Raw genomic sequence first — 19,146 nt, forward strand, 5'->3', positions numbered from 1 at the left:
AGCCGGCCACGAAAGGCACGCCCTTGCGCACCTCACCCGCTCTCAGGCGACAGCTGATATCCGCCGCCGCGCTCTCCGCGGCCCTGCTCACCGCCGCCTCCACCGCCTCCGCGGTCGCCGCCCAGGACACTGCTCCCGCCGCTTCCGCCGTGCCCGCCGCGCAGACCGAGGCCGCCCCCGGCACGGTCGCCGAGCGCCTCATCGTCGGTTACAAGTCCGGTGCCGACGAGGCCACGTCGAACGCGGCCGCCGAGGCCGACGCCGCCGCCAAGGGCGAGCAGGCCGGCGAGGACGTCGACTTCCGGCGCCGGCTGGGCACCGGCGCGGCCCTGGTCGACCTGGGCGAGGACCTCACCCGGGCGGACGTCGCCGACGTCGTCGCGCGGTACCAGGCGGACCCGCAGGTCGCCTATGTCGTCCCGGACCGGCTCAACACGCCCCAGGCCGACCCGAACGACACCGAGTACGCCAAGCAGTGGGACCTCTACGAGACCACCGCCGGTATGAACGTCCCCGGCGCCTGGGCCACTTCGACCGGCAGCGGAGTCACCGTCGCCGTCATCGACACCGGTTACGTCGCCCACAGCGACCTCGCCGCGAACATCGTCGGCGGCTACGACTTCATCGCCGACACCGCGGTCTCGGTGGACGGCGACGGCCGCGACAGCAACCCGGCCGACCCGGGGGACTGGTACAACGCGAACGAGTGCGGCTCGGGCATCCCGGCCTCCACCTCCTCCTGGCACGGCACCCATGTGGCCGGCACCATCGCCGCCGTCACGAACAACAACAAGGGTGTCGCGGGCATCGCCTACGGCGCGAAGATCTCCCCGGTCCGTGTCCTCGGCAAGTGCGGCGGCTACGACTCCGACATCATCGACGCCATCACCTGGGCGTCCGGCGGCACCGTCTCCGGTGTGCCCGCCAACACCAATGTCGCCAAGGTCATCAACATGAGCCTGGGCGGCGACGGCGCCTGCACCTCCGCCACCCAGAGCGCGATCACCGCGGCCGTGAACCGCGGCACCACCGTCGTCGTGGCGGCCGGCAACGACAACGACAACGTCGCGAACCACTCGCCGGGCAACTGCAACAACGTCATCTCGGTCGCCGCCACCAGCCGTACCGGAGCCAAGGCGTCCTACTCCAACTACGGCTCCCTGGTGGACATCTCCGCCCCCGGCGGCCAGACCAGCACCGGCACCGCCAACGGCATCCTGTCCACGCTGAACTCCGGCAGCAAGACGCCGTCGACCGAGTCGTACGCCTACTACCAGGGCACCAGCATGGCCACCCCGCACATCGCGGGCCTGGTCGCGCTGATGAAGTCGGCGAACTCCGCGCTGACCCCGGCGCAGATCGAGACCGCCATCAAGAACAACGCCCGTGCGCTGCCCGGCGCCTGCTCCGGCGGCTGCGGCGCGGGTCTGGCCGACGCGGCGAAGACGGTGGCGGCGGTGAGCGGCACCGGCGGCGGCTCGACCGGCGGCACCACGTTCTCCAGCAGCACCGCGGTCGCCGTCCCGGACAACGGCGCGGCGATCACCTCCTCCATCGCCGTCAGCGGACTGAGCGGCAACGCGCCCTCGACCCTGAAGGTCGCCGTCGACATCACCCACACCTACCGCGGTGACCTGGTCGTCGACCTGGTCGCCCCGGACGGTTCGACGTACCGCCTGAAGGCCTCCAGCACCTCGGACTCCGCGGACAACGTCAACACCACCTACACGGTGGACGCCTCCAGCGAGGCCGCGAACGGCACCTGGAAGCTGAAGGTCCAGGACGTGGCCGCGCAGGACACGGGCACCCTCAACGGCTGGAAGCTGACCTTCTGAGCCGACCGCGGGGAACGCCCCGCGTGAGCTGAGACGGGCGGGCCGACCGGTGTGGATGGACACCGGCCGGCCCGCCGCACTGTTTTTCACGCGCCCTTTCGCGCGGTCCCTTACGCCGTCAGGAGGCCGCGCGCTCCTCCAGCGAGGCCAGCACCCGCTGCCCGCGGTCGGCCCGGGTGTCCAGACGCGGCAGCACCCCCGACACCGCGATGCTCGGCAGGATGTGCGCCCACATCACCGACAGCCGGTCGGCGAGGTCCGCGCGGCCGGTCAGCGCCCGTGACATCAACTGGATACCGGTGAAGGAGCCCACCAGCAGCTCCACGGTCTCCCGGGGCCTCACCGTGGGCAGCAGCTCACCTCGCTCGCGGGCCAGTTCGAAGAGGTCGGTGAGCCGCTCGGCCCACTGCCGGAACGGCTCGCCGTGATCGATCCCGGACGGTGTCTCCATGTCCACCGCCAGCCGCACACTGCCCCGCAACAACGCGTTGCTCAGCAGCCGTTGACCCACCACGAAGGTCATGTCGACGATCTCCTGGAGCTTGCAGGCCTGCGGCGGCACCGCGCCGAACGGCACCTGCTCGTTCAGGACCGCGTGGGCGAGCGATTCCTTCGACGGGAAGTGGAAGTACAGGGCGCCCTTGGTGACTTCGGCACGTTCCAGGACCATGGAGATGGTGGTGGACATGTAGCCGTGCTCGTCGAAGACCGCGCCGGCCGCCTCCACGATCGCCCTGCGCGTCCGGATGGCGCGCTCCTGTTTCGCCATAAGAGCCCCTTCACGGCAGCGAGTTGGGCAAGAACGCGCGATCGACCGCGGTCCGCCCCGATCATAGGATGCCGTCGACTGATCTCATTGAAAACAAACCGGTCGCCTCGTACTCTAACGCTTACCGGAGCGGACGGTTCGCCGTCTGCCATGGCCTTCGGGGGACCGTAGGGAGAGACATGACTCGACCGCGGCAGCTTGCCGACGCTCCGTCCTTGACCGCCACCGTGCCTCGCCAGCTCGTGCATCGCGCGGCCCTGTCGGAGACCCTGCTCACCGGCTGGCGGCGTACCGGGGAGGACCGGTTCTCGGTCTCCGCCCAGTGGCCACGGGCCCATGGGTTACACGTGTCGCCCGACTGGTCCGCTTATGACCCCCTGCTGGTCGTCGAAACGGTCCGCCAGGCCGGCACCCTCATCACGCACGCCGAGTACGGCGTTCCGCTGGATCACCAGTTCGTCATGCAGGAGTTCCAAGTCCACGCGGTGGCCGAGAAGTTGGCGGTGGACCCACGGCCGGCCGAGCCGGAGCTGGAGCTGCTCTTCGCCGAGGTCCAGTACCGCGGCCGACGCCTTTCCGGCGCCCGGTACACCGCGCGGGTGCTGCGCGAGGGCGAACCGGTGGCCGCGGCGGACGTCTCCTTCACCGTCGTCGCCGGGCCCGTCTACCGCCGGCTGCGCGGCGGGCGCACCCCCGAGTCGGTGACCGTGACCCCGCTGCCGGCCGGTCTCTCCCCGGCCGACGTGGACCGCGCGCTGCCCACCGATGTGGTCCTCGCCCCGGCCGACGGCCCCGATCGCTGGCAGTTGCGAGTAGATACCGCACACCCCGTTTTCTTCGACCATCCGCTCGACCATGTTCCCGGCATGCTCCTTCTGGAGGCCGCCCGTCAGGTGGCCCGGCTGCTCGGAGCCGACGGACGGTCGGCTGTTCTGTATCACGCGCTCTTCCATCGCTACGCCGAACTGGACGAACCCATCTGGATCGAGGCAAAGGGAGGCCATGGAACCGATGTGCAAGTCCTCGGAACGCAAGGGGAGTCGACGGTCTTCACATGCCTGGTGGGTACCGCCGCACGGTGAGCTATTGTGTACTGGGGGTAAGAAACAAACGGCATGACCCGTTCTTTACCGGCCCAGGAGAGTCCAGTCGATGGCGAGGCAGTTACGCGCCGAACAGACCCGCGCGACGATCATCACGGCCGCTGCCGATCTGTTCGACCGGCACGGCTACGAATCGACGAGCCTCAGTGAGATCGTCGAGCACGCCCGTGTCACCAAGGGAGCGCTCTACTTCCATTTCGCGGCCAAGGAGGATCTCGCCCACGCCATCATGGAGTTGCAGTCCCAGGCCTCTCGCCGGGTCGCCGGCGAGATCGACGACCGGGGCTATCCGGCACTCGAAGCGCTGATGCGCCTCACGTTCGGCCTCGCGCGGCTTTCGGTCGAGGGCCCGATCGCCCGCGCGGGGCTCCGGCTCGCCACCGGGGGAGTGCCGGTCAAGCCACCACTGCGGCATCCGTTCGCGGAGTGGCTGGAGCTGATGAACCGCCGGCTCATGGGCGCGGTGAAGGAGTCCGACATCCATCCGGACGTCGACATCGACGCCGTCTCCCACTCCCTGGTCTGCTTCTTCGTGGGCACCCGGGTGGTGGGCCGCTCCCGTGAACCGGCGGCCCGGCTGCCGCGCCGGATGGCCGAGATGTGGTACGTCCTCATCCGCGGCCTGGTGCCGGTCCCGCGCCGCCCGCGCTACCTCAGCCTCGCGGCGCGACTGGAGCGGGAGATCATGGCGGGCTGAGGGCTGAGGGCTGAGGGCTGAGGGCTGAGGGCTGAGGGCCGAGACGGGCGCGGCGGAGCCGACAGCTGAGCGGCGCCGCGGTGACGTACCGCGCGGGGCCGGACGACGGCCGGGTGGAGCGGGCCGGGCGCTACGGTGAGCCGTATGCCCGACACCCCCACCCCGCCGCCCGGCGTCCCGGCCCCGCCGCCCGTCATCCTCGGCGACGAGCCCGGCTCCTTCCCTCACGGTGTCCTCGCCGAGCGGCACCCGGCGATCATCCGGCAGGTACGGGACGCCTTCCCCTGGGACCCCGCCGTGCACCACGCCCTGGACGCGCTGCTGGAGAGCTGTCTGAAGGGCGTGGTCGAACCGCTCCCCGCCGACGCGCCCGACGTCGACCGCTGGCGGCGATGGGGCCTCGACACCTGCACGGGCCGGTCCTGGTTCGAGACCCCGTGGCTGTGGGCGGAGAGCTACTTCTACCGCCGACTCCTCGAAGCCGTCGGCCACTTCGGCCCCGGCGTCTGGCGGGGCATCGACCCGTTCCAGCCCTTCAAGCGAGCCGAACTCGACGCACCCGAGACCGGTGAGGAACTGGCCGCGCTCGACCCGCTGCGGACCCGCCCGGCCGACGAACGCGCCCGCGCCCTGCTGCACGGCTCGCTCTGGGGCAACCGCGCCGACCTCGGCTTCCGCCTCTCCGACGCCGACGCCGAGGCACGGGACGCGGCGCCGGGACTGGTCGCCGACGACAGCGAGGCCCTGTGGGCGCTCCTCCCGGCCGGCCGGAGGACCCCCGGCACGGTCTGCCTGATCGCCGACAACGCAGGCCGCGAACTGATCCCCGACCTCCTCCTCGCCGCCCATCTCCTCGAACAGGGCCGGGCCGGCCGGGTCGTCCTGCATGTCAAGCCGTACCCGTACTACGTCTCCGACGCCACGCCCGCCGACGTCGTCGACGCGCTCCGCACGCTCACGGCCGCCCCGGGCGAGGCCGCCGCGTACGGCCGCCGGCTGTGGGCGGCGACGGCGGACGGCACCCTCGCCGTCCGCGCCCACCCCTTCGCCGCCGCACCACTGCCGTACGCCGAACTGCCGCCCGATCTGCGCGCGGAGTTCGCCGCGGCCGACCTGACCGTCGTCAAGGGCGACCTCAACTACCGCCGTCTGGTGGGTGACCGCCGCTGGCCGCCCACCACCCCCTTCGCCGACACCGTCGGGTACTTCCCCGGCCCGGTCGCGGCCCTGCGCACCCTCAAGTCCGAGGTGATCACCGGCCTGACCGAGGAGACCGAGTCCGCCCTGGACGCGGCGGAGGGCGGGCGCTGGCGCACCGGCGGCACCCACGCCCTGATCCAGGTCCGGGACTGAGCGGCGGCCGGCGCGGACGTCCCCGAATCGCAAGCCCGGCCGCCCCGTTCACGCGATGGTGTGATCATGTGCCGCCGTACGGATGGGTGTCGGGGGCCCCGGGTAGGGCCCCGGCCATGAAGCAGCCGTTCGAACTCCCGCACTTCTACATGCCGCACCCCGCGCGGCTGAACCCGCACGTCGAGGAGGCTCGTGCCCACTCGACGCGCTGGGCGCGCGACATGGGCATGCTGGAGGGGTCCGGGATCTGGGAGCAGGCCGATCTGGAGGCGCACGACTACGGCCTGCTCTGCGCCTACACCCACCCCGACTGCGACGGCCCCGCGCTGTCGCTGATCACGGACTGGTACGTGTGGGTGTTCTTCTTCGACGACCACTTCCTCGACATGTTCAAGCGCACTCCCGACCGCGCCGCCGGCAAGGCCCATCTGGACCGGCTCCCGCTGTTCATGCCGCTGGACCCGGCGGCGCCCGTACCCGAGCCGCGCAATCCGGTCGAGGCGGGTCTGAAGGACCTGTGGGCGCGCACGGTGCCCGCCATGTCGCCGGACTGGCGGCGCCGTTTCGCCGTGGCCACGGAACACCTGCTCAACGAGTCGATGTGGGAGCTGTCCAACATCGACGGGGGACGGATCGCCAACCCCGTCGAGTACATCGAGATGCGCCGCAAGGTGGGCGGCGCGCCCTGGTCGGCGGGGCTCGTGGAGTACGCCACCGCCGAGGTGCCCGCCTCCGTCGCCGGAACGAGGCCGCTGCGGGTGCTGATGGAGACGTTCTCCGACGCCGTGCACCTGCGCAACGACCTGTTCTCCTACCAGCGCGAGGTCGAGGACGAGGGCGAGAACAGCAACGGCGTGCTGGTCCTGGAGACCTTCTTCGGCTGCACCACCCAGGAGGCCGCCGACACCGTCAACGACATCCTCACCTCCCGCCTCCACCAGTTCGAGCACACCGCGTTCACCGAAGTGCCCGCGCTGGCCCTGGAGAAGGGCCTGCGCCCCGACGAGGTCGCCGCCGTCGCCGCCTACACCAAGGGCCTCCAGGACTGGCAGTCCGGCGGCCACGAGTGGCATCTGCGCTCCAGCCGCTACATGAACCAGGGCGCCGTCTCCGTCGCCCCCTGGCAGCGGCTGACCGGTCCCGGCACCACCGCCGCGGATGTCGTGGCGCTGCTCGCCTCGGCCGCCTCGGAGCGCCTGCGGGCGTACGCGCACATGCCGTTCCAGAAGGTCGGCCCGTCGCTGCTGCCCGACTTCCGCATGCCGTACCAGGTCGAGCTCAGCCCCCATCTGGCGGCGGCCCGGCCCCGGCTGACGGCGTGGATGCACGGGACGGGCATGCTGGCCGAGGGCGTCTGGGACGAGGACAAGCTCGACGCCTACGACCTCCCGCTGTGCTCGGCCGGCCTCGATCCGGACGCCGCCCCCGAGGCCCTCGACCTCAGCGCCCAGTGGCTCGCCTGGGGCACCTACGGCGACGACTACTACCCCCTGGTCTTCGGCCGCCGCCACGACCTGGCCGCCGCCCGCCTCACCACCGCGCGCCTCTCGGCCTGTATGCCCGTCGGGGACGAGCCGGTGCCCGTCGTGCCGGTCAACGGCATGGAGCGCGGCCTGATCGACCTGTGGGCCCGCACCACCGCCGGCCTCACCCCCGAGGAGCGGCGCCCGCTGCGCGCCGCCGTCGACAAGATGACCGAGAGCTGGGTCTGGGAGCTGTCCAACCAGCTCCAGAACCGCGTCCCCGACCCGGTCGACTACCTGGAGATGCGCCGCGCCACCTTCGGCTCCGACCTCACCCTGAGCATGTGCCGGATGGGCCGGGGGCCCGCCGTCCCGCCGGAGATCTACCGCACCGGACCCGTGCAGGCCCTGGAGAACGCCGCCATCGACTACGGCTGCCTCACCAACGACGTGTTCTCGTACCAGAAGGAGATCGAGTACGAGGGCGAGATGCACAACGCGATCCTCGTCGTGCAGCACTTCTTCGGGTGCGACTACCCGACCGCGCTCGGCATCGTCCATGACCTGATGACCCAGCGGATGCGGCAGTTCGAGCACATCGCCGCGCACGAACTGCCGGTCCTGTACGACGACTTCGAGCTGTCCGCCGAGGCCCGCGCCGCCCTCGGGGGCTATGTGGCGGACCTCCAGAACTGGATGGCGGGCGTCCTGCACTGGCACCGCGAGGTCGACCGCTACAAGCCGGCCTTCCTGGCCCGGCGCTCCCACGGCTTCCTCCCGGACCGCGTCCCCACGGCGCCCGTCGCCCGTCCGGCGGGTCAGACGGGCTGACGCTCCGTCCGGGCGGCATGCTCGACCGCGGCCCGCGCCAGCGCCCGGACGACCGGGTGCGGGCGCGAGCCGTCGCCGGACAGCTCCGGCTGGAAGAGGGACGCCAGGAAGAAGGGATGGCCCGGGAGTTCGGCGATCCGGACGTGCCCGTCCTCGTCGTGGCCCGAGAAGCGCAGCCCGTGGGCGCGCAGGGTGTCGAGGTGGCGGGAGGGGCCGTAGGCGCAGAAGTAGCGCTCGACCGTGCGCTCCGAGCCGATCACGGACTCGGCGAGCGAGCCCGGCTCGATCGTGACGACGCCCTCGTGGCCGACGAGCGAACACGCCAGCGGCGCGATGAGGAAGTCGTCGGCGTCCGGGTCGTTCTCGGCGTGCGCCACGTGCGGGAGTCCGCACACGTTCCGCGCGAACTCCAGCAGGGCGTGCTGGAATCCGCCGCAGGTGCCGAGGAAGGGGATGCCCGTCTCGCGCGCGGTGCGGATCGCGGCCAGCACGCCCGCCTCGCTGCGGTACGGGCTGCCCGGCAGCACCCACACCGCGTCGAAGCCGCGCACGGCGTCCGGTGCCTCCGCGTCCTCGGACGAGATCCAGTAGGCGTCCAGGACCAGGCGGTCCCGGGCGGCGAGGGCGTCCAGCAGAAGGGGGACGCGGGTGTGCGAGACGACATGGGGGGAGCGGTCGCCGACCAGGGCGACCTTGGCGATCCGAGCTGCTGTTTCCGTCATGTCCCTCATCCTGGGCGCGGTGTCTCGTTCACGTCCAACGATGATTTCTGCTCTCTCGATAAGCAGTCCTGATGAGACGCTGGCCGTATGGACCCGCACCTCCTGCGCACCTACGTCACCGTCGCCCGCCTCGCCTCCTTCTCCGAGGCCGCCCGGGAACTCGGCTACACCCAGTCGGCCGTCTCCCAGCACATCGCGGCCCTGGAACAGGATCTCGGCGCGGCGCTGCTCACCCGCCGCCCCGTCACCCCCACGGCGGCCGGCGAGAGGCTCCTGGAGCACGCGGGCCCGCTGCTGCTGCGCCTGGAGGCGGCCCGCGCGGACGTCGTACGGATGGCCGCCGCGCCCGCGCACGGACTGACCCTCGCCACCTCCCCGACCGCCCTGCTCCCTGCGGCCCTCGCCGCGCTTCCGCCCGCCGGGGTGACCCTGCGCGTCCTCGCCCGCGACGAGGTCCCGGCCGCCGTCGCCGCAGGCACCGCCGACCTCGGCCTGGTGGACGGCCTGGCCGCGCCCAGCGACCCGCTCCGGCTGCCCGACGTGGCGCCGCTGACCACGTACGGCGTGGCGGAGGAACCCGTGTGCGTCCTGCTCCCTGCGACCCACCCCCTGGCCCGCCGCACCGGCCTGCGCCTCGGCGACCTCGCCGACGCCCGCTGGCTGGACGCCCCCGGCACGGCCCTCCCGCTGCCCCGGCTGCGCGCGGCGAACGGCGGCCGGGGCTTCAGGCCCGCCCTGCGCTACGACGGCACCGACGTCCGGCTGCTGACCGCGCTGGCCGCCGCCGGCCACGGCCTCGCGCTGCTGCCCCGCTCGGCCGCCACCGGAGTGCCCGGCGCGGTCGCCGTGCCGGTCACCGAGCCCCGGCTCGTCCACCGCACGGAACTCGTCCACGGGGGCGCGCCGACGGGCGCGGCGGGGCTCCTGGCGCAGGAGCTGTCCACGGGGGCAGGAACGCACGCGGGTGATCTGGACGCCGGTCGCCGCGAATGAGGGGGCGGCGCCCCCCTTCCCGGGGGCGCGGGGAACCGCGCGACCGGCCCCCACCGCCCGCGCATCTCCGCACCCGCGCACGACCAGTCTCACTCGTTCGGGAAACGTCACGCACCGCGGCGCCGGGTAGAGCCCCACCCGGAGGCGATCCATGGAACAGACCGCGTTGCGTCCCAAGCCCCTGCCCGGCCGGGAAGCCGGCGGCGGCGCCGAGCGGGGCGGCCGGGCCCGCCGCCCGCGCGCCGGCCGCCGCGGGGGCCGGCCGGCGCGCGCCCTGTCCGGCCTGCTCGCCGGAGCGGTGCTGCTGCTCTCCGGTGTCGGCCTCGGCACGCTCGGGACGGCCGTGATCGGCACGAGCGGGCTCGCGGAGCTCCGGCGGGAGACGGTACGGGGCCTCGCCGACCGTGCCGGTCCCGCCGCCCCGGCGACCCCGGCCCCGCGACCGTCCCGCGCGACCCTGGGCCTGGAGGCCGTGGACGCCGGGCGGGAGGGCGCCCGGATCGTCGCCGTCCACGTGCCCGGACCCGGGTACGCGGCGGGGCTGGTGCGCGGCGATGTCCTGCTGGCGTTCGGCGGGACGCGGATCGGCTCGGCGGCCGATCTGGCGCGCGCGGTCGGCGAGGCCCGTCCCGGCCGCCGGGTGACCCTGAAGCTCCGTCGTGAGAACGGCGGCCACCGGCAGGTGAGGGTCACGCCCGGTGTGGTCGTGTGAGGTCACCCGGCCCGGAAGCGGCTGATGAGCCGGCGCCCGTCGGACCACTGGTCACGGCCGCCCCCTGAGGGTCACCATGAGCCCATGCCCGGCACCCTTCTCGCCTTCCTCGGCGCCTGCACGCTCATCGCCGCCTCGCCCGGACCCAGCACCGTGCTGATCATCAAGCGGTCGCTGCACAGCCGCCGCGCCGGCTTCCTGACCGTCCTCGGCAACGAGACCGGCGTCGCCCTGTCCTTCCTCCCGCAGTTCGTCCCCGAGGGGGCCCCGCACCTGCCCGTGGGGGCACCTCCCACGCCCTTGAGGCAGTGGGGGAGGTGGGCCTCGCCGCCCTGTGGGCCCACTACGAGGTCGGGTTCCACGGCCTCTGCGTCTGGTTCGTCGGCCGGATGAAGGCCGTGCTGTCCCGGGCCGGGGCGCGCCGGCGCCTGGAGCAGGTCTCCGGCGGCGTGCTGCTGCTTCTCGGCGTCCGCATGGCGCTGGAGAGCTGACCGGACCCGGCACCACCGCCCGCGCCGCGCGAACCGGCTCGCGCGGCTCCCGCAGGCCGGGCAGGATGCTGCCCGTAGTCACCGTTCACCACCGAGGGAGACCCGGATGACCGGCACCGCGCCCGCGCTCTTCACCGCCGACGACTACCGGGCCCGTATGGCACGGGCCGCGCGCGAGGCCGCCGACGCCGGACTCGCCGGGCTGCTCGTGGCACCCGGACCCGACCTCGTCTGGCTCACCGGCTACGCGCCCCCCGCCGCCACCGAACGGCTCACCCTGCTCGCCCTCACCCCCGGCCACGACCCCGTCCTGGTCGTCCCCACCCTGGAGGCACCGGACGCGGCGAAGGCGGCCGGCGCCCCGGCCCTCACCCTGCGGGACTGGACCGACGGCAAGGACCCCTACGCCGTCACCGCGGGCCTCCTCGACCCGCGCGGCCGGTTCGGCGTCAGCGACAACACCTGGGCGATGCATCTGCTGGGCCTGCAACGGGCCCTGCCCGGTACCTCCTACGCCGCCCTCACCGAGGTCCTGCCGATGCTGCGGGCCGTCAAGGACCCGGCCGAACTGCGGCTGATGGCCGCCGCGGGCGCCGCCGCCGACCGGGCGTTCGAGGAGATCCGCACCCTGCCCTTCGCCGGGCGCCGCGAGGCCGAGGTCGGCGCCGACCTCGCCGGCCTGCTGCGCCGCTTCGGGCACTCCCAGGTCGACTTCACCATCGTCGCCTCAGGACCCAACGGCGCCAACCCGCACCACGAGGTCGGCGACCGCGTCATCGCACACGGCGACATGGTCGTCCTCGACTTCGGCGGCCTCAAGGACGGCTACGGCTCCGACACCTCCCGCACCGTCCACGTCGGCGAACCCACCGACGAGGAACGCCGGGTCCACGACCTCGTCCGCGAGGCCCAGGAGGCCGGCTTCCGGGCCGTGCGCCCCGGCGTCGCCTGCCAGGAGGTGGACCGGGCCGCCCGCGCGGTCATCGCCGACGCCGGGTACGGCGCGTACTTCATCCACCGCACCGGCCACGGCATCGGCGTCACCACCCACGAGCCGCCGTACATGATCGAGGGCGAGGAGCAGCCCCTCGTGCCCGGCATGTGCTTCTCCGTGGAGCCCGGTGTCTACCTGCCCGGCCGGTTCGGGGTGCGCATCGAGGACATCGTCACCGTCACGGAGGACGGCGGCCGCCGCCTCAACGACACCACCCGCGAGCTGGTCGTCGTCGACTGAGCCCGCCCCACCGACCCACCCCCAGGAGTCCGGCACCCACCCGAACGGCAACGGCGCGATCATGACCCAGGCACCGACACCCACCGCGGACACCGTCCGCCGACTGGTCCGCGCGCTCCTCAAGGAGGGCGACCGCGGCGGACCGGGACCCCAGGTGCGGCCCGTCGCCGAGGAGGGCGGACACTGGACCTGGTGGGTCGGCACCCGCCATGTGCTGCGGCTCGCCCCCGACCACGACGCCACCGTCCGCCAGCGCCGCGAACTGCGGCTGCGCGACCTGGTCCGCCCGCACGTACCCGTCGCCCTGCCGACCGGCGTCGCGCACGGCGAGTGGTCGCCCGGGCTCACCTACACCCTGGACACCAAGGTGCCCGGCGGCACCGCCGAGGAGCACGACGTGTCCGCCGTCGGCGAGGCCGACCTCGCGGGCCTCCTCGGCGGACTGCGCGAGGTACCGCCCCGGCAGGCCGAGACGCTCGGCGTGCCGCGCGTCGCCCCGCGCTCCCTGGAGGCGCTGCGCCGCATGGCCGTGGCCGCCGCCGACACCCTCGCCCGCGCCGACGAGTTCGACCCCGTACGCCTGCACCAGTTCACCCAGGCCGGCGCGGCCCAGCTCGCCGCGCAGCCCGCCACCGCCGTGCTCGTCCACCACCGGCTGCGCGGCGAGCACCTCGTGGTCAGCGCCGACGGCCGGGTGCGGGGTGTCCTCGACTGGACGGACGCGGTGATCGGCGACCCCGCCGAGGACATCGCCGGACTCGCCCTCGCCGTGGGCTCCGGCGCCGCCGTCCGCGCCGCCACCCTGGCCGGCTACGGCGCCCGCCCCTGCCTGCGCGGCCTCTGGCTGGCGCGCTGCGACACGGTCACCCGCCTCGCCGACCGCCTCGCCGGCCGCGGCACGCCCCCGCTCCCCGTCCTGCACACCCAACTCCGCCACGCCTGGGAGCCGATCCTGCTGGAGAGAACGACGGAATTCAGAGAAGACGACGAGTAGACGCGCCCCAGAAGGGGCGCGGGGAACCGCGCGACCGGCCACGACGCACCCGCACCCGGCAGCCGGACAGCACACACCACCCCGGACCCCGTCACTCCTGCAACAACACCACGCACGACTCCCCGGGCACCTCCAGCAGCCCGTCCGCCCCCGGCACGGAAACCGGCTCCCACGCGGCGAGCACCCGCGCCGGCCGCGGCCCCAGCGGAATCGCCGCAGGCCCCCCGCCCAGGTTCACCGCGACCCGCACGTCCCCGCGCCGGAACGCGAGCCAGCGGGCCCCGGCGTCCCGGGCGACCTTGATGTCCGCGAGGTCGGGATCGGTGAGGTCCGGCTGACCGTGCCGCAGCGCGATCAGCTCGCGGTACCAGGCGAGCACGCGCGCGTGAGGCGCCCGTTCCCGCTCGGACCAGTCCAGGCAGGAGCGGTCCCGGGTCGCCGGGTCCTGCGGATCCGGTACGTCCGCCTCGGCCCAGCCGTGCTCCGCGAACTCCCGCCGCCTGCCCCGCCGTACCGCCTCGGCCAGCTCGGGATCGGTGTGGTCGGTGAAGTACTGCCAGGGCGTGCCCGCCGCCCACTCCTCGCCCATGAACAGCATCGGCGTGAACGGCGCGGTCAGCGTCAGCGCCGCCGCGCAGGCGAGCAGCCCGGGGGAGAGGGCGGCCGCGAGCCGGTCGCCCTGCGCCCGGTTGCCGATCTGGTCGTGGGTCTGGGAGTAGCCCAGCAGCCGGTGCGCGGGGACGCGGGAGCGGTCCAGCGGGCGCCCGTGGTGCCGCTCCCGGAAGCCGGAGTACCCGCCGTCGTGGAAGTACCCGCCGGTGAGGGTCCTGGTGAGCGCGGCGAACGGATCGCGCGCGAAGTCGGCGTAGTAGCCCTGGGACTCCCCGGTGAGCGCGGTGTGCAGGGCGTGGTGGAAGTCGTCGTTCCACTGGGCGTGCAGCCCGAGTCCGCCCTCGCGGCGGGGCGTGATCAGCCGCGGGTCGTTCAGGTCCGACTCGGCGATCAGGAACAGCGGCCGGCCCGTGTCGGCGGCGAGCGCGTCCACGGCCGCCGACAGCTCCTCCAGAAAGGGGTACGCGCGCGTGTCGGCCAGCGCGTGCACCGCGTCCAGCCGCAGCCCGTCGAGCCGGTAGTCCCGCAGCCAGGCCAGCGCACTGCCCAGCAGATACGCCCGCACCTCGTCCGAGCCGGGCGCGTCCAGGTTGACGGCCGCGCCCCAGGGCGTGTGATGACGCTCGGTGAAGTACGGGCCGAACTCGGGCAGGTAATTGCCGGACGGGCCCAGGTGGTTGTGCACGACGTCCAGGACCACGCCCAGGCCCCGTTCGTGCGCCCGGTCGACGAACCGCTTCAGCCCCTCGGGTCCGCCGTACGGCTCGTGCACCGCCCACGGCGAGACCCCGTCGTACCCCCAGCCGTGCCGGCCCGGGAACGGGCACAGCGGCATCAACTCGACGTGGGTGACACCGAGTTCGGCCAGATGTTCCAGGCGTCCGGCGGCCGCGTCCAGGGTGCCCTCGGCGGTGAACGTGCCCACGTGCAGCTCATAGAGGACCGCGCCCGGCAGCGGGCGCCCCGGCCACGGGACACGCCAGTCGTACCGGCCCTGGTCGACGACCGCGCTCAGCCCGTCCGGCCCGTCCGGCTGGCGGCGCGAGCGCGGGTCCGGGCGGACCGGGCCGTCGTCCACCGCGAAGCCGTACCGCGAACCGTCCGCGGCCTCCGCCTCCCCCGTCCACCAGCCGGCCCGCTCCGGATCCGGCCGGAGCGCGCGCGGGACGCCGTCGCACTCCAGCGTCACCCGGCCGGCCTGTGGTGCCCACACCTCGAACTGCACGGACGGTTCCCCTTACGTCTGCTCACCGTGATGTAGCCGGGGTCCATCGTGCGGCAAACGGGTTCCGTCCCACGGGGCAACACCCCCATCGCGGGGGGTGTCTTCGGCCACGCGCGCGGGCGGCCGTTCACCCGTTTTCTGGACACCCGGGGTTCACTGACCGACAATCACCAGCGTGACGTCGTCTTTCGAGGTGAACCCGTACCCCGCGCGGCTGTCCGACGCGGAGCGCGACAGGGCGCTGAAGGTGCTCCGTGACGGCGTCGCCATGGGCCGGCTGTCGCACGACACCTTCATCCGCCGCATGGAACTCGCGCTCGCCGCCCGCCGCTCCGACGAACTGGTCGCGCTCACCGCCGACCTGCCCAAGGAGAGCCGGCTCTCCCGCGTGGTCTTCGGCTCCGTCGAGGCCGTCTCCGGGTTCACCGTGCGGCTGCGCCGGGCCTGGCAGGCCGAGCGGCTGCCCAAGCTGCTGCTGCCGCACCCCGGCACCGAACAGGCGCTGCGCATCGGCCGCGACCCCGTCAACGGGCTGCGGCTGACCCACGAGAGCGTCTCGCGGGTGCACGCCGAACTCACCCGCCAGGGCGGCATGTGGGTGCTGCGCGACCTCGGCTCCACCAACGGCACCACCGTCAACGGCCGCCGGGTCATCGGCGCGGCCGTCGTCCGCGAGGGCGACCAGGTCTCCTTCGGGAACATCGCGTTCCGCCTCTCCGTGAACTGAGCCGGCCCACCGCCGGAGCCTCCACCCGGACCCGCCTCGACCGCCTTGCCCGGGTAACGGCGGATACGGCGGTGTTGACGTACCACCGCGCCATGACTCAGGGTGCGTAGACCGGATACGCCCGGTGAAGCGACGGCGCCGTCATGGAGGTGTGCCCTGCCGCCACTCCTCCGCTACCCGACCGTGGACGAACTCGCGGCCCGCGCCGCCGCGCTCGCCGCCCGCCACCCCCGGGACGCCCGCCTGCGCCGGGTCGGGCTGTCCCGCGCGGGCACCCCGCTGTGGCTGCTCTCCGTCGGCCGGGGCACCCGCCAGGTCCTCGTCGTCGCCGGACCGCACGCCAACGAGCCCGTGGGCGGCGCCACCGCCCTCAGACTGGCCGAACGGGCCCTCGCCGACCCCCGGCTCACCGAGGGCGCCGACGCCACCTGGAACCTGCTGCTCTGCCTCGACCCCGACGGGCTGCGCCGCAACGAGGGCTGGCTGACCGGCCCCTACAGCCTCGGCCGCCACTTCCGGCACTTCTTCCGGCCCGGCTTCCTGGAACAGCCCGAATGGCTGCCCGACGGGGCGGCCGCCGCCGCGCTCCCGGAGACCCGGGCGCTGCTCCGCCTCCAGGACGAACTGAAACCTTTCTTCCAGTGCTCGCTGCACGGCGTCGACATCGGCGGCGGGTTCGTCGAACTCACCCGTGACCTGCCCGGCCTCGACCGCCGCATCGCCTACGCCGCAGCCCGGCTCGGCATCCCGCGCGAACTCGGCGCGTACGACACCCTCTACTGGCCGGTGCTGGGACCCGCCGTCTACCGGATCCCGCCCCCGTGCCGGCGCGACCTGGCCGCCGCCATCACCGAGGCAGCCGTCGAGTCGACCTGGTACCACCCGCACCGGCACGGGACGCTCACCGCGGTCGTCGAGGCGCCCATGTGGGGCGTGGCCGCGGTCGAGGACGGCTCCCCGCCCGCCGACCGGGACGCGGCGCTGCGGGCCGTGAGCGGCACCCTGCGGCACGACACCCGGGTGCTGGAGGACCTCCTGGCCCGGATACGGCCCCGGCTGCCCGGCACCCCCGAGGCCGACCGGCTGCTCGCGCCCGTCGACGACTACCTCCTGGTCTGCCCCGGGCTCGCCGACGCCTGGGACCCCGGCACCGCCGACCCCGGGCGCCCCCTGCCACCCCTCACCACCGCCCATCTGACGGCCCTGCGCATCGCCGGCCGGCGCATCGCCGTCCGCACCGCGGGCCTGCTGCACCAGCTCGTCACCGGCGCCGGGCACGACCCGGCGGGCGCCCTGCCGGAGCTGGACGCGCTCATCGACCGCTGGTGCGCCGCCTTCCGGGACGACTGCCAGGCCCGCTGGGTCCCGGTCGCCCGCCAGGTGGAGTACCAGGCGAGGGTCGTGCTCGCGGCGTTCGAACTGGCCGGGCGGCCCCCTCGGCCCACGCGTTCGGGTGAGCCGGACTGGGGAACCCAGGCCACCGTGCCGATGCACCGGGAATGAGACACTCGCACCCCCTTTCCCCGCTGCCCCTGCGGGGCGTCCTGCTGCCGGCCACCGCCGCCCTCCTCCTCGCCGCCGGTGCCGCTCCCGCGCGGGCGGCCTCCCAGGACCCCCAGCCCGGCAACTGGCTCCAGCTCTCCGTCACCCGCGACACCGCCCCCTCCGACGACACCCGCGGCACCCTGCTGCTGTGCGGCCCGCCCCAGGGCCACCGGCGCGCCGCCGAGGCCTGCGACCAGCTCAACGCGGTCAACGGCGACCTGCACGCCCTCCCGGCCGCCCAGGACACCGTCTGCACCCTCGTCTACGCCCCGGTGACCGCCCACGCGAGCGGACAGTGGAACGGCAAGGCCGTCGCGTACGCCCAGACCTTCGCGAACGCCTGCGAGATGGAGGCCCGCACCGGCGCGGTGTTCGCCCTGGACGACACCGGGACCACCGCACCCGGAGCCTGACCGGGGTACCGCCGAGGGGGTGGCGCGGGCCCTGCCCTACGCCGCCCGCTCGCGCGCGTGCAGGGCCGCCGCGACGACGGTGCGGCTCTGGTGCTCCACCTGGTGCTCGAGCGGCACCCAGCGGGCGCCGAAGCGCACGGCGAACGCGTCGCTCCACATCCCGACGAGCTGCTCCAGCCGTGGCGCGGCGTGGTCGTCGCTCTCCTGGAGCACCCGCCACAGCATCGCCGCCGCCCTCAGCGGCAGCCGCCGGGCGAAGGCGTCCACACTGCCGACGTACGCCCTCGTCGTGTCGGCGGGCGGGGTGTGCGTCCAGTCCGAGGCCAGGCCCGGCACCAGCTCCAGCCCCCAACGCGCCGCCCGCAGCAGCGGCCCGTCCACCCCCTCCAGCCGCGGCAGCGCCTCGGTGAGCACCCGCTCCACCTCCCGGGCGTCCCGCAGCAGCCGCTCCGCCAGGCGCCGGATCGCCGCGGCCGGCGCGGGGTGCGGCGCGCAGTCGTCCACCAGGTCGCTCGCCCACATCGGCACCTCCACCACCGCCGTCAGACCGCCGTAGCGATGGGCGTGGTACCAGGTGCTGTGCCGGGCGTCGTCCGGCATGCTCGGGTACGCCGCGCCCGCGTCGGCGTCCGGCATCACCCGCACCCCCGGCCCGGAGGCCGGCCAGCCCGCCGCGTCCGAGGCGCCCGTCTCGACGGGGATGTGCAACTGCGCCGCGGACTTCGCGAACGGCTCGGCGAGCCCCGGGATGTCCTTCGTCAGCTGTACCCAGCTGCCGCCCAGATCGGTGCCGTGCAGGGTCACCTGGAGGTAGGGCCGCAGCTCGTCGATGACCCGGGTCAGCGCACGTGTCTCGGGCGGCAGCCGGTCGGGCGGCAGCACGGCGGGCGACCACTCCGGCTGCTCGGGCCCCGCCGGCCGGAAGAAGCCCAGGTGGTACTCCAGCAGACTGCGCGGCGCGGGCGTGACATGCAGACTCGCGCCGTCCGGATCCGCGCACAGCAGGAAGTGCCAGGAGGTGCCGTTGCGCAACTCCCTTTCGTGCAGCACCCGTTCGGCCAGGGACAGCAGGGTCGGGCCGCCGGTGGGCTCATTGGCGTGGGCGCCCGCGACGACCAGCACCGCCCGCCGGGCACGCCCCACGGACAGCAGATGCAGCGGACGGCCCGCGCGGGAGAGCCCCACCTGGCGCAGGGCGCACAGTCCGGGATGCCGCGCGGTCAGGGCCCGGGCGCTGGTCGTCAGTTCGGTCACCGTGGGGTAGCGCAGCACCGGCAGGAGACTCACCCCCGTCTTGTCCGACCGGCTTCGCTCTCCGCAGTACCCCACGGACTCGGTGAACTGTCAAGAATGCCCAGGGAGCCGCGGGGGAGCCTCCGGGGGGCGCCCGGAAGCGCGCGCCGCCGGACCCGGCGAACGGCTCCGCC

At 73.9% G+C, this 19,146-nt stretch carries 16 protein-coding genes and 1 pseudogene; 13 read left to right on the plus strand and 4 right to left on the minus strand.

The annotated features are described in order from the left end of the window. The first annotated feature begins 23 nt into the window (after positions 1-23). Entirely contained in the window at positions 24-1,835 is a 1,812-nt protein-coding gene (locus tag ACYQ8Q_RS34860; protein ID WP_460070616.1) for a S8 family peptidase, read from the plus strand. A gap of 118 nt (positions 1,836-1,953) precedes the next feature. Here ACYQ8Q_RS34860 and ACYQ8Q_RS34865 read toward each other — a convergent pair whose 3' ends face one another. Further along, positions 1,954-2,604, minus strand: coding sequence for a ScbR family autoregulator-binding transcription factor (locus ACYQ8Q_RS34865; protein ID WP_460070617.1), 651 nt, complete (start codon positions 2,602-2,604; stop codon positions 1,954-1,956). A 215-nt stretch (positions 2,605-2,819) separates the two neighbouring features. On the opposite strand from ACYQ8Q_RS34865, the gene ACYQ8Q_RS34870 reads away from it, so the two are divergent. From ACYQ8Q_RS34870 to cyc2, 4 genes are all read left to right on the plus strand, one after another. Then, the gene (locus tag ACYQ8Q_RS34870) at positions 2,820-3,686 is read left to right on the plus strand and encodes a ScbA/BarX family gamma-butyrolactone biosynthesis protein (protein ID WP_460070618.1); all 867 of its coding nucleotides are present in this window, start codon (positions 2,820-2,822) and stop codon (positions 3,684-3,686) included. Positions 3,687-3,756: 70 nt separating this feature from the next. After that, positions 3,757-4,404: a ScbR family autoregulator-binding transcription factor gene (locus tag ACYQ8Q_RS34875; RefSeq protein WP_460070619.1), complete on the plus strand. Its 648-nt coding sequence runs from the start codon at positions 3,757-3,759 to the stop codon at positions 4,402-4,404. Between the two features lie 144 nt (positions 4,405-4,548). Continuing rightward, entirely contained in the window at positions 4,549-5,757 is a 1,209-nt protein-coding gene (locus ACYQ8Q_RS34880) for a damage-control phosphatase ARMT1 family protein (RefSeq protein ID WP_460070620.1), read from the plus strand. Positions 5,758-5,873: 116 nt separating this feature from the next. After that, positions 5,874-8,051, plus strand: coding sequence for a germacradienol/geosmin synthase Cyc2 (cyc2, locus tag ACYQ8Q_RS34885; RefSeq protein WP_460070621.1), 2,178 nt, complete (start codon positions 5,874-5,876; stop codon positions 8,049-8,051). On the opposite strand, the gene ACYQ8Q_RS34890 is transcribed toward cyc2, so the two are convergent. Beyond that, the gene (locus ACYQ8Q_RS34890; RefSeq protein WP_460070622.1) at positions 8,039-8,773 is read right to left on the minus strand and encodes a CTP synthase C-terminal region-related (seleno)protein; all 735 of its coding nucleotides are present in this window, start codon (positions 8,771-8,773) and stop codon (positions 8,039-8,041) included. The genes cyc2 and ACYQ8Q_RS34890 overlap by 13 nt on opposite strands. 87 nt (positions 8,774-8,860) lie before the next feature. On the opposite strand from ACYQ8Q_RS34890, the gene ACYQ8Q_RS34895 reads away from it, so the two are divergent. The 5 genes and pseudogenes from ACYQ8Q_RS34895 to ACYQ8Q_RS34915 all read left to right on the plus strand — a co-directional run bounded on the left by ACYQ8Q_RS34895 (position 8,861) and on the right by ACYQ8Q_RS34915 (position 13,197). After that, complete coding sequence (locus tag ACYQ8Q_RS34895; protein ID WP_460070623.1) at positions 8,861-9,766, plus strand: LysR family transcriptional regulator; 906 nt, start codon at positions 8,861-8,863, stop codon at positions 9,764-9,766. A 151-nt stretch (positions 9,767-9,917) separates the two neighbouring features. Next, the gene (locus ACYQ8Q_RS34900) at positions 9,918-10,478 is read left to right on the plus strand and encodes a PDZ domain-containing protein (protein ID WP_460070624.1); all 561 of its coding nucleotides are present in this window, start codon (positions 9,918-9,920) and stop codon (positions 10,476-10,478) included. Positions 10,479-10,562: 84 nt separating this feature from the next. Further along, positions 10,563-10,969 (plus strand): annotated as a pseudogene (locus ACYQ8Q_RS34905) (hypothetical protein). 106 nt (positions 10,970-11,075) lie between these two features. After that, entirely contained in the window at positions 11,076-12,203 is a 1,128-nt protein-coding gene (locus ACYQ8Q_RS34910; RefSeq protein WP_460070625.1) for a M24 family metallopeptidase, read from the plus strand. A gap of 61 nt (positions 12,204-12,264) precedes the next feature. Beyond that, positions 12,265-13,197 (plus strand): aminoglycoside phosphotransferase family protein, encoded by a 933-nt coding sequence (locus ACYQ8Q_RS34915; RefSeq protein WP_460070626.1) that lies wholly within the window; start codon positions 12,265-12,267, stop codon positions 13,195-13,197. Positions 13,198-13,288: 91 nt separating this feature from the next. Here ACYQ8Q_RS34915 and treZ read toward each other — a convergent pair whose 3' ends face one another. After that, on the minus strand, positions 13,289-15,034 hold the full coding sequence (treZ, locus tag ACYQ8Q_RS34920) for a malto-oligosyltrehalose trehalohydrolase (protein ID WP_460070628.1): 1,746 nt from the start codon (positions 15,032-15,034) through the stop codon (positions 13,289-13,291). Positions 15,035-15,209: 175 nt separating this feature from the next. On the opposite strand from treZ, the gene ACYQ8Q_RS34925 reads away from it, so the two are divergent. The 3 genes from ACYQ8Q_RS34925 to ACYQ8Q_RS34935 all read left to right on the plus strand — a co-directional run bounded on the left by ACYQ8Q_RS34925 (position 15,210) and on the right by ACYQ8Q_RS34935 (position 17,719). Then, entirely contained in the window at positions 15,210-15,761 is a 552-nt protein-coding gene (locus ACYQ8Q_RS34925) for an FHA domain-containing protein (RefSeq protein ID WP_460070630.1), read from the plus strand. Between the two features lie 183 nt (positions 15,762-15,944). Then, positions 15,945-17,264: a M14 family zinc carboxypeptidase gene (locus ACYQ8Q_RS34930; protein ID WP_460070631.1), complete on the plus strand. Its 1,320-nt coding sequence runs from the start codon at positions 15,945-15,947 to the stop codon at positions 17,262-17,264. Further along, positions 17,261-17,719, plus strand: coding sequence for an SSI family serine proteinase inhibitor (locus ACYQ8Q_RS34935; RefSeq protein ID WP_460070632.1), 459 nt, complete (start codon positions 17,261-17,263; stop codon positions 17,717-17,719). Before ACYQ8Q_RS34930 ends, ACYQ8Q_RS34935 begins: the two co-directional genes overlap by 4 nt. 36 nt (positions 17,720-17,755) lie before the next feature. Here ACYQ8Q_RS34935 and ACYQ8Q_RS34940 read toward each other — a convergent pair whose 3' ends face one another. Next, a complete protein-coding gene (locus ACYQ8Q_RS34940; protein ID WP_460070633.1) occupies positions 17,756-19,006 on the minus strand; it encodes a M14 family zinc carboxypeptidase in 1,251 nt (416 codons plus the stop codon). Positions 19,007-19,146 lie beyond the last annotated feature (140 nt).

The organism is Streptomyces sp. YKOK-I1, assembly GCF_054660435.1.

Bases quoted from the DNA above. Each gene is read 5' to 3' on its own strand.
- ACYQ8Q_RS34865 (WP_460070617.1), bottom strand. From the start codon at position 2,604: ATGGCGAAACAGGAGCGCGCCATCCGGACGCGCAGGGCGATCGTGGAG.
- ACYQ8Q_RS34875 (WP_460070619.1), top strand. From the start codon at position 3,757: ATGGCGAGGCAGTTACGCGCCGAACAGACCCGCGCGACGATCATCACG.
- ACYQ8Q_RS34880 (WP_460070620.1), top strand. From the start codon at position 4,549: ATGCCCGACACCCCCACCCCGCCGCCCGGCGTCCCGGCCCCGCCGCCC.
- cyc2 (WP_460070621.1), top strand. From the start codon at position 5,874: ATGAAGCAGCCGTTCGAACTCCCGCACTTCTACATGCCGCACCCCGCG.
- ACYQ8Q_RS34890 (WP_460070622.1), bottom strand. From the start codon at position 8,773: ATGACGGAAACAGCAGCTCGGATCGCCAAGGTCGCCCTGGTCGGCGAC.
- ACYQ8Q_RS34895 (WP_460070623.1), top strand. From the start codon at position 8,861: ATGGACCCGCACCTCCTGCGCACCTACGTCACCGTCGCCCGCCTCGCC.
- ACYQ8Q_RS34900 (WP_460070624.1), top strand. From the start codon at position 9,918: ATGGAACAGACCGCGTTGCGTCCCAAGCCCCTGCCCGGCCGGGAAGCC.
- ACYQ8Q_RS34910 (WP_460070625.1), top strand. From the start codon at position 11,076: ATGACCGGCACCGCGCCCGCGCTCTTCACCGCCGACGACTACCGGGCC.
- ACYQ8Q_RS34915 (WP_460070626.1), top strand. From the start codon at position 12,265: ATGACCCAGGCACCGACACCCACCGCGGACACCGTCCGCCGACTGGTC.
- ACYQ8Q_RS34935 (WP_460070632.1), top strand. From the start codon at position 17,261: ATGAGACACTCGCACCCCCTTTCCCCGCTGCCCCTGCGGGGCGTCCTG.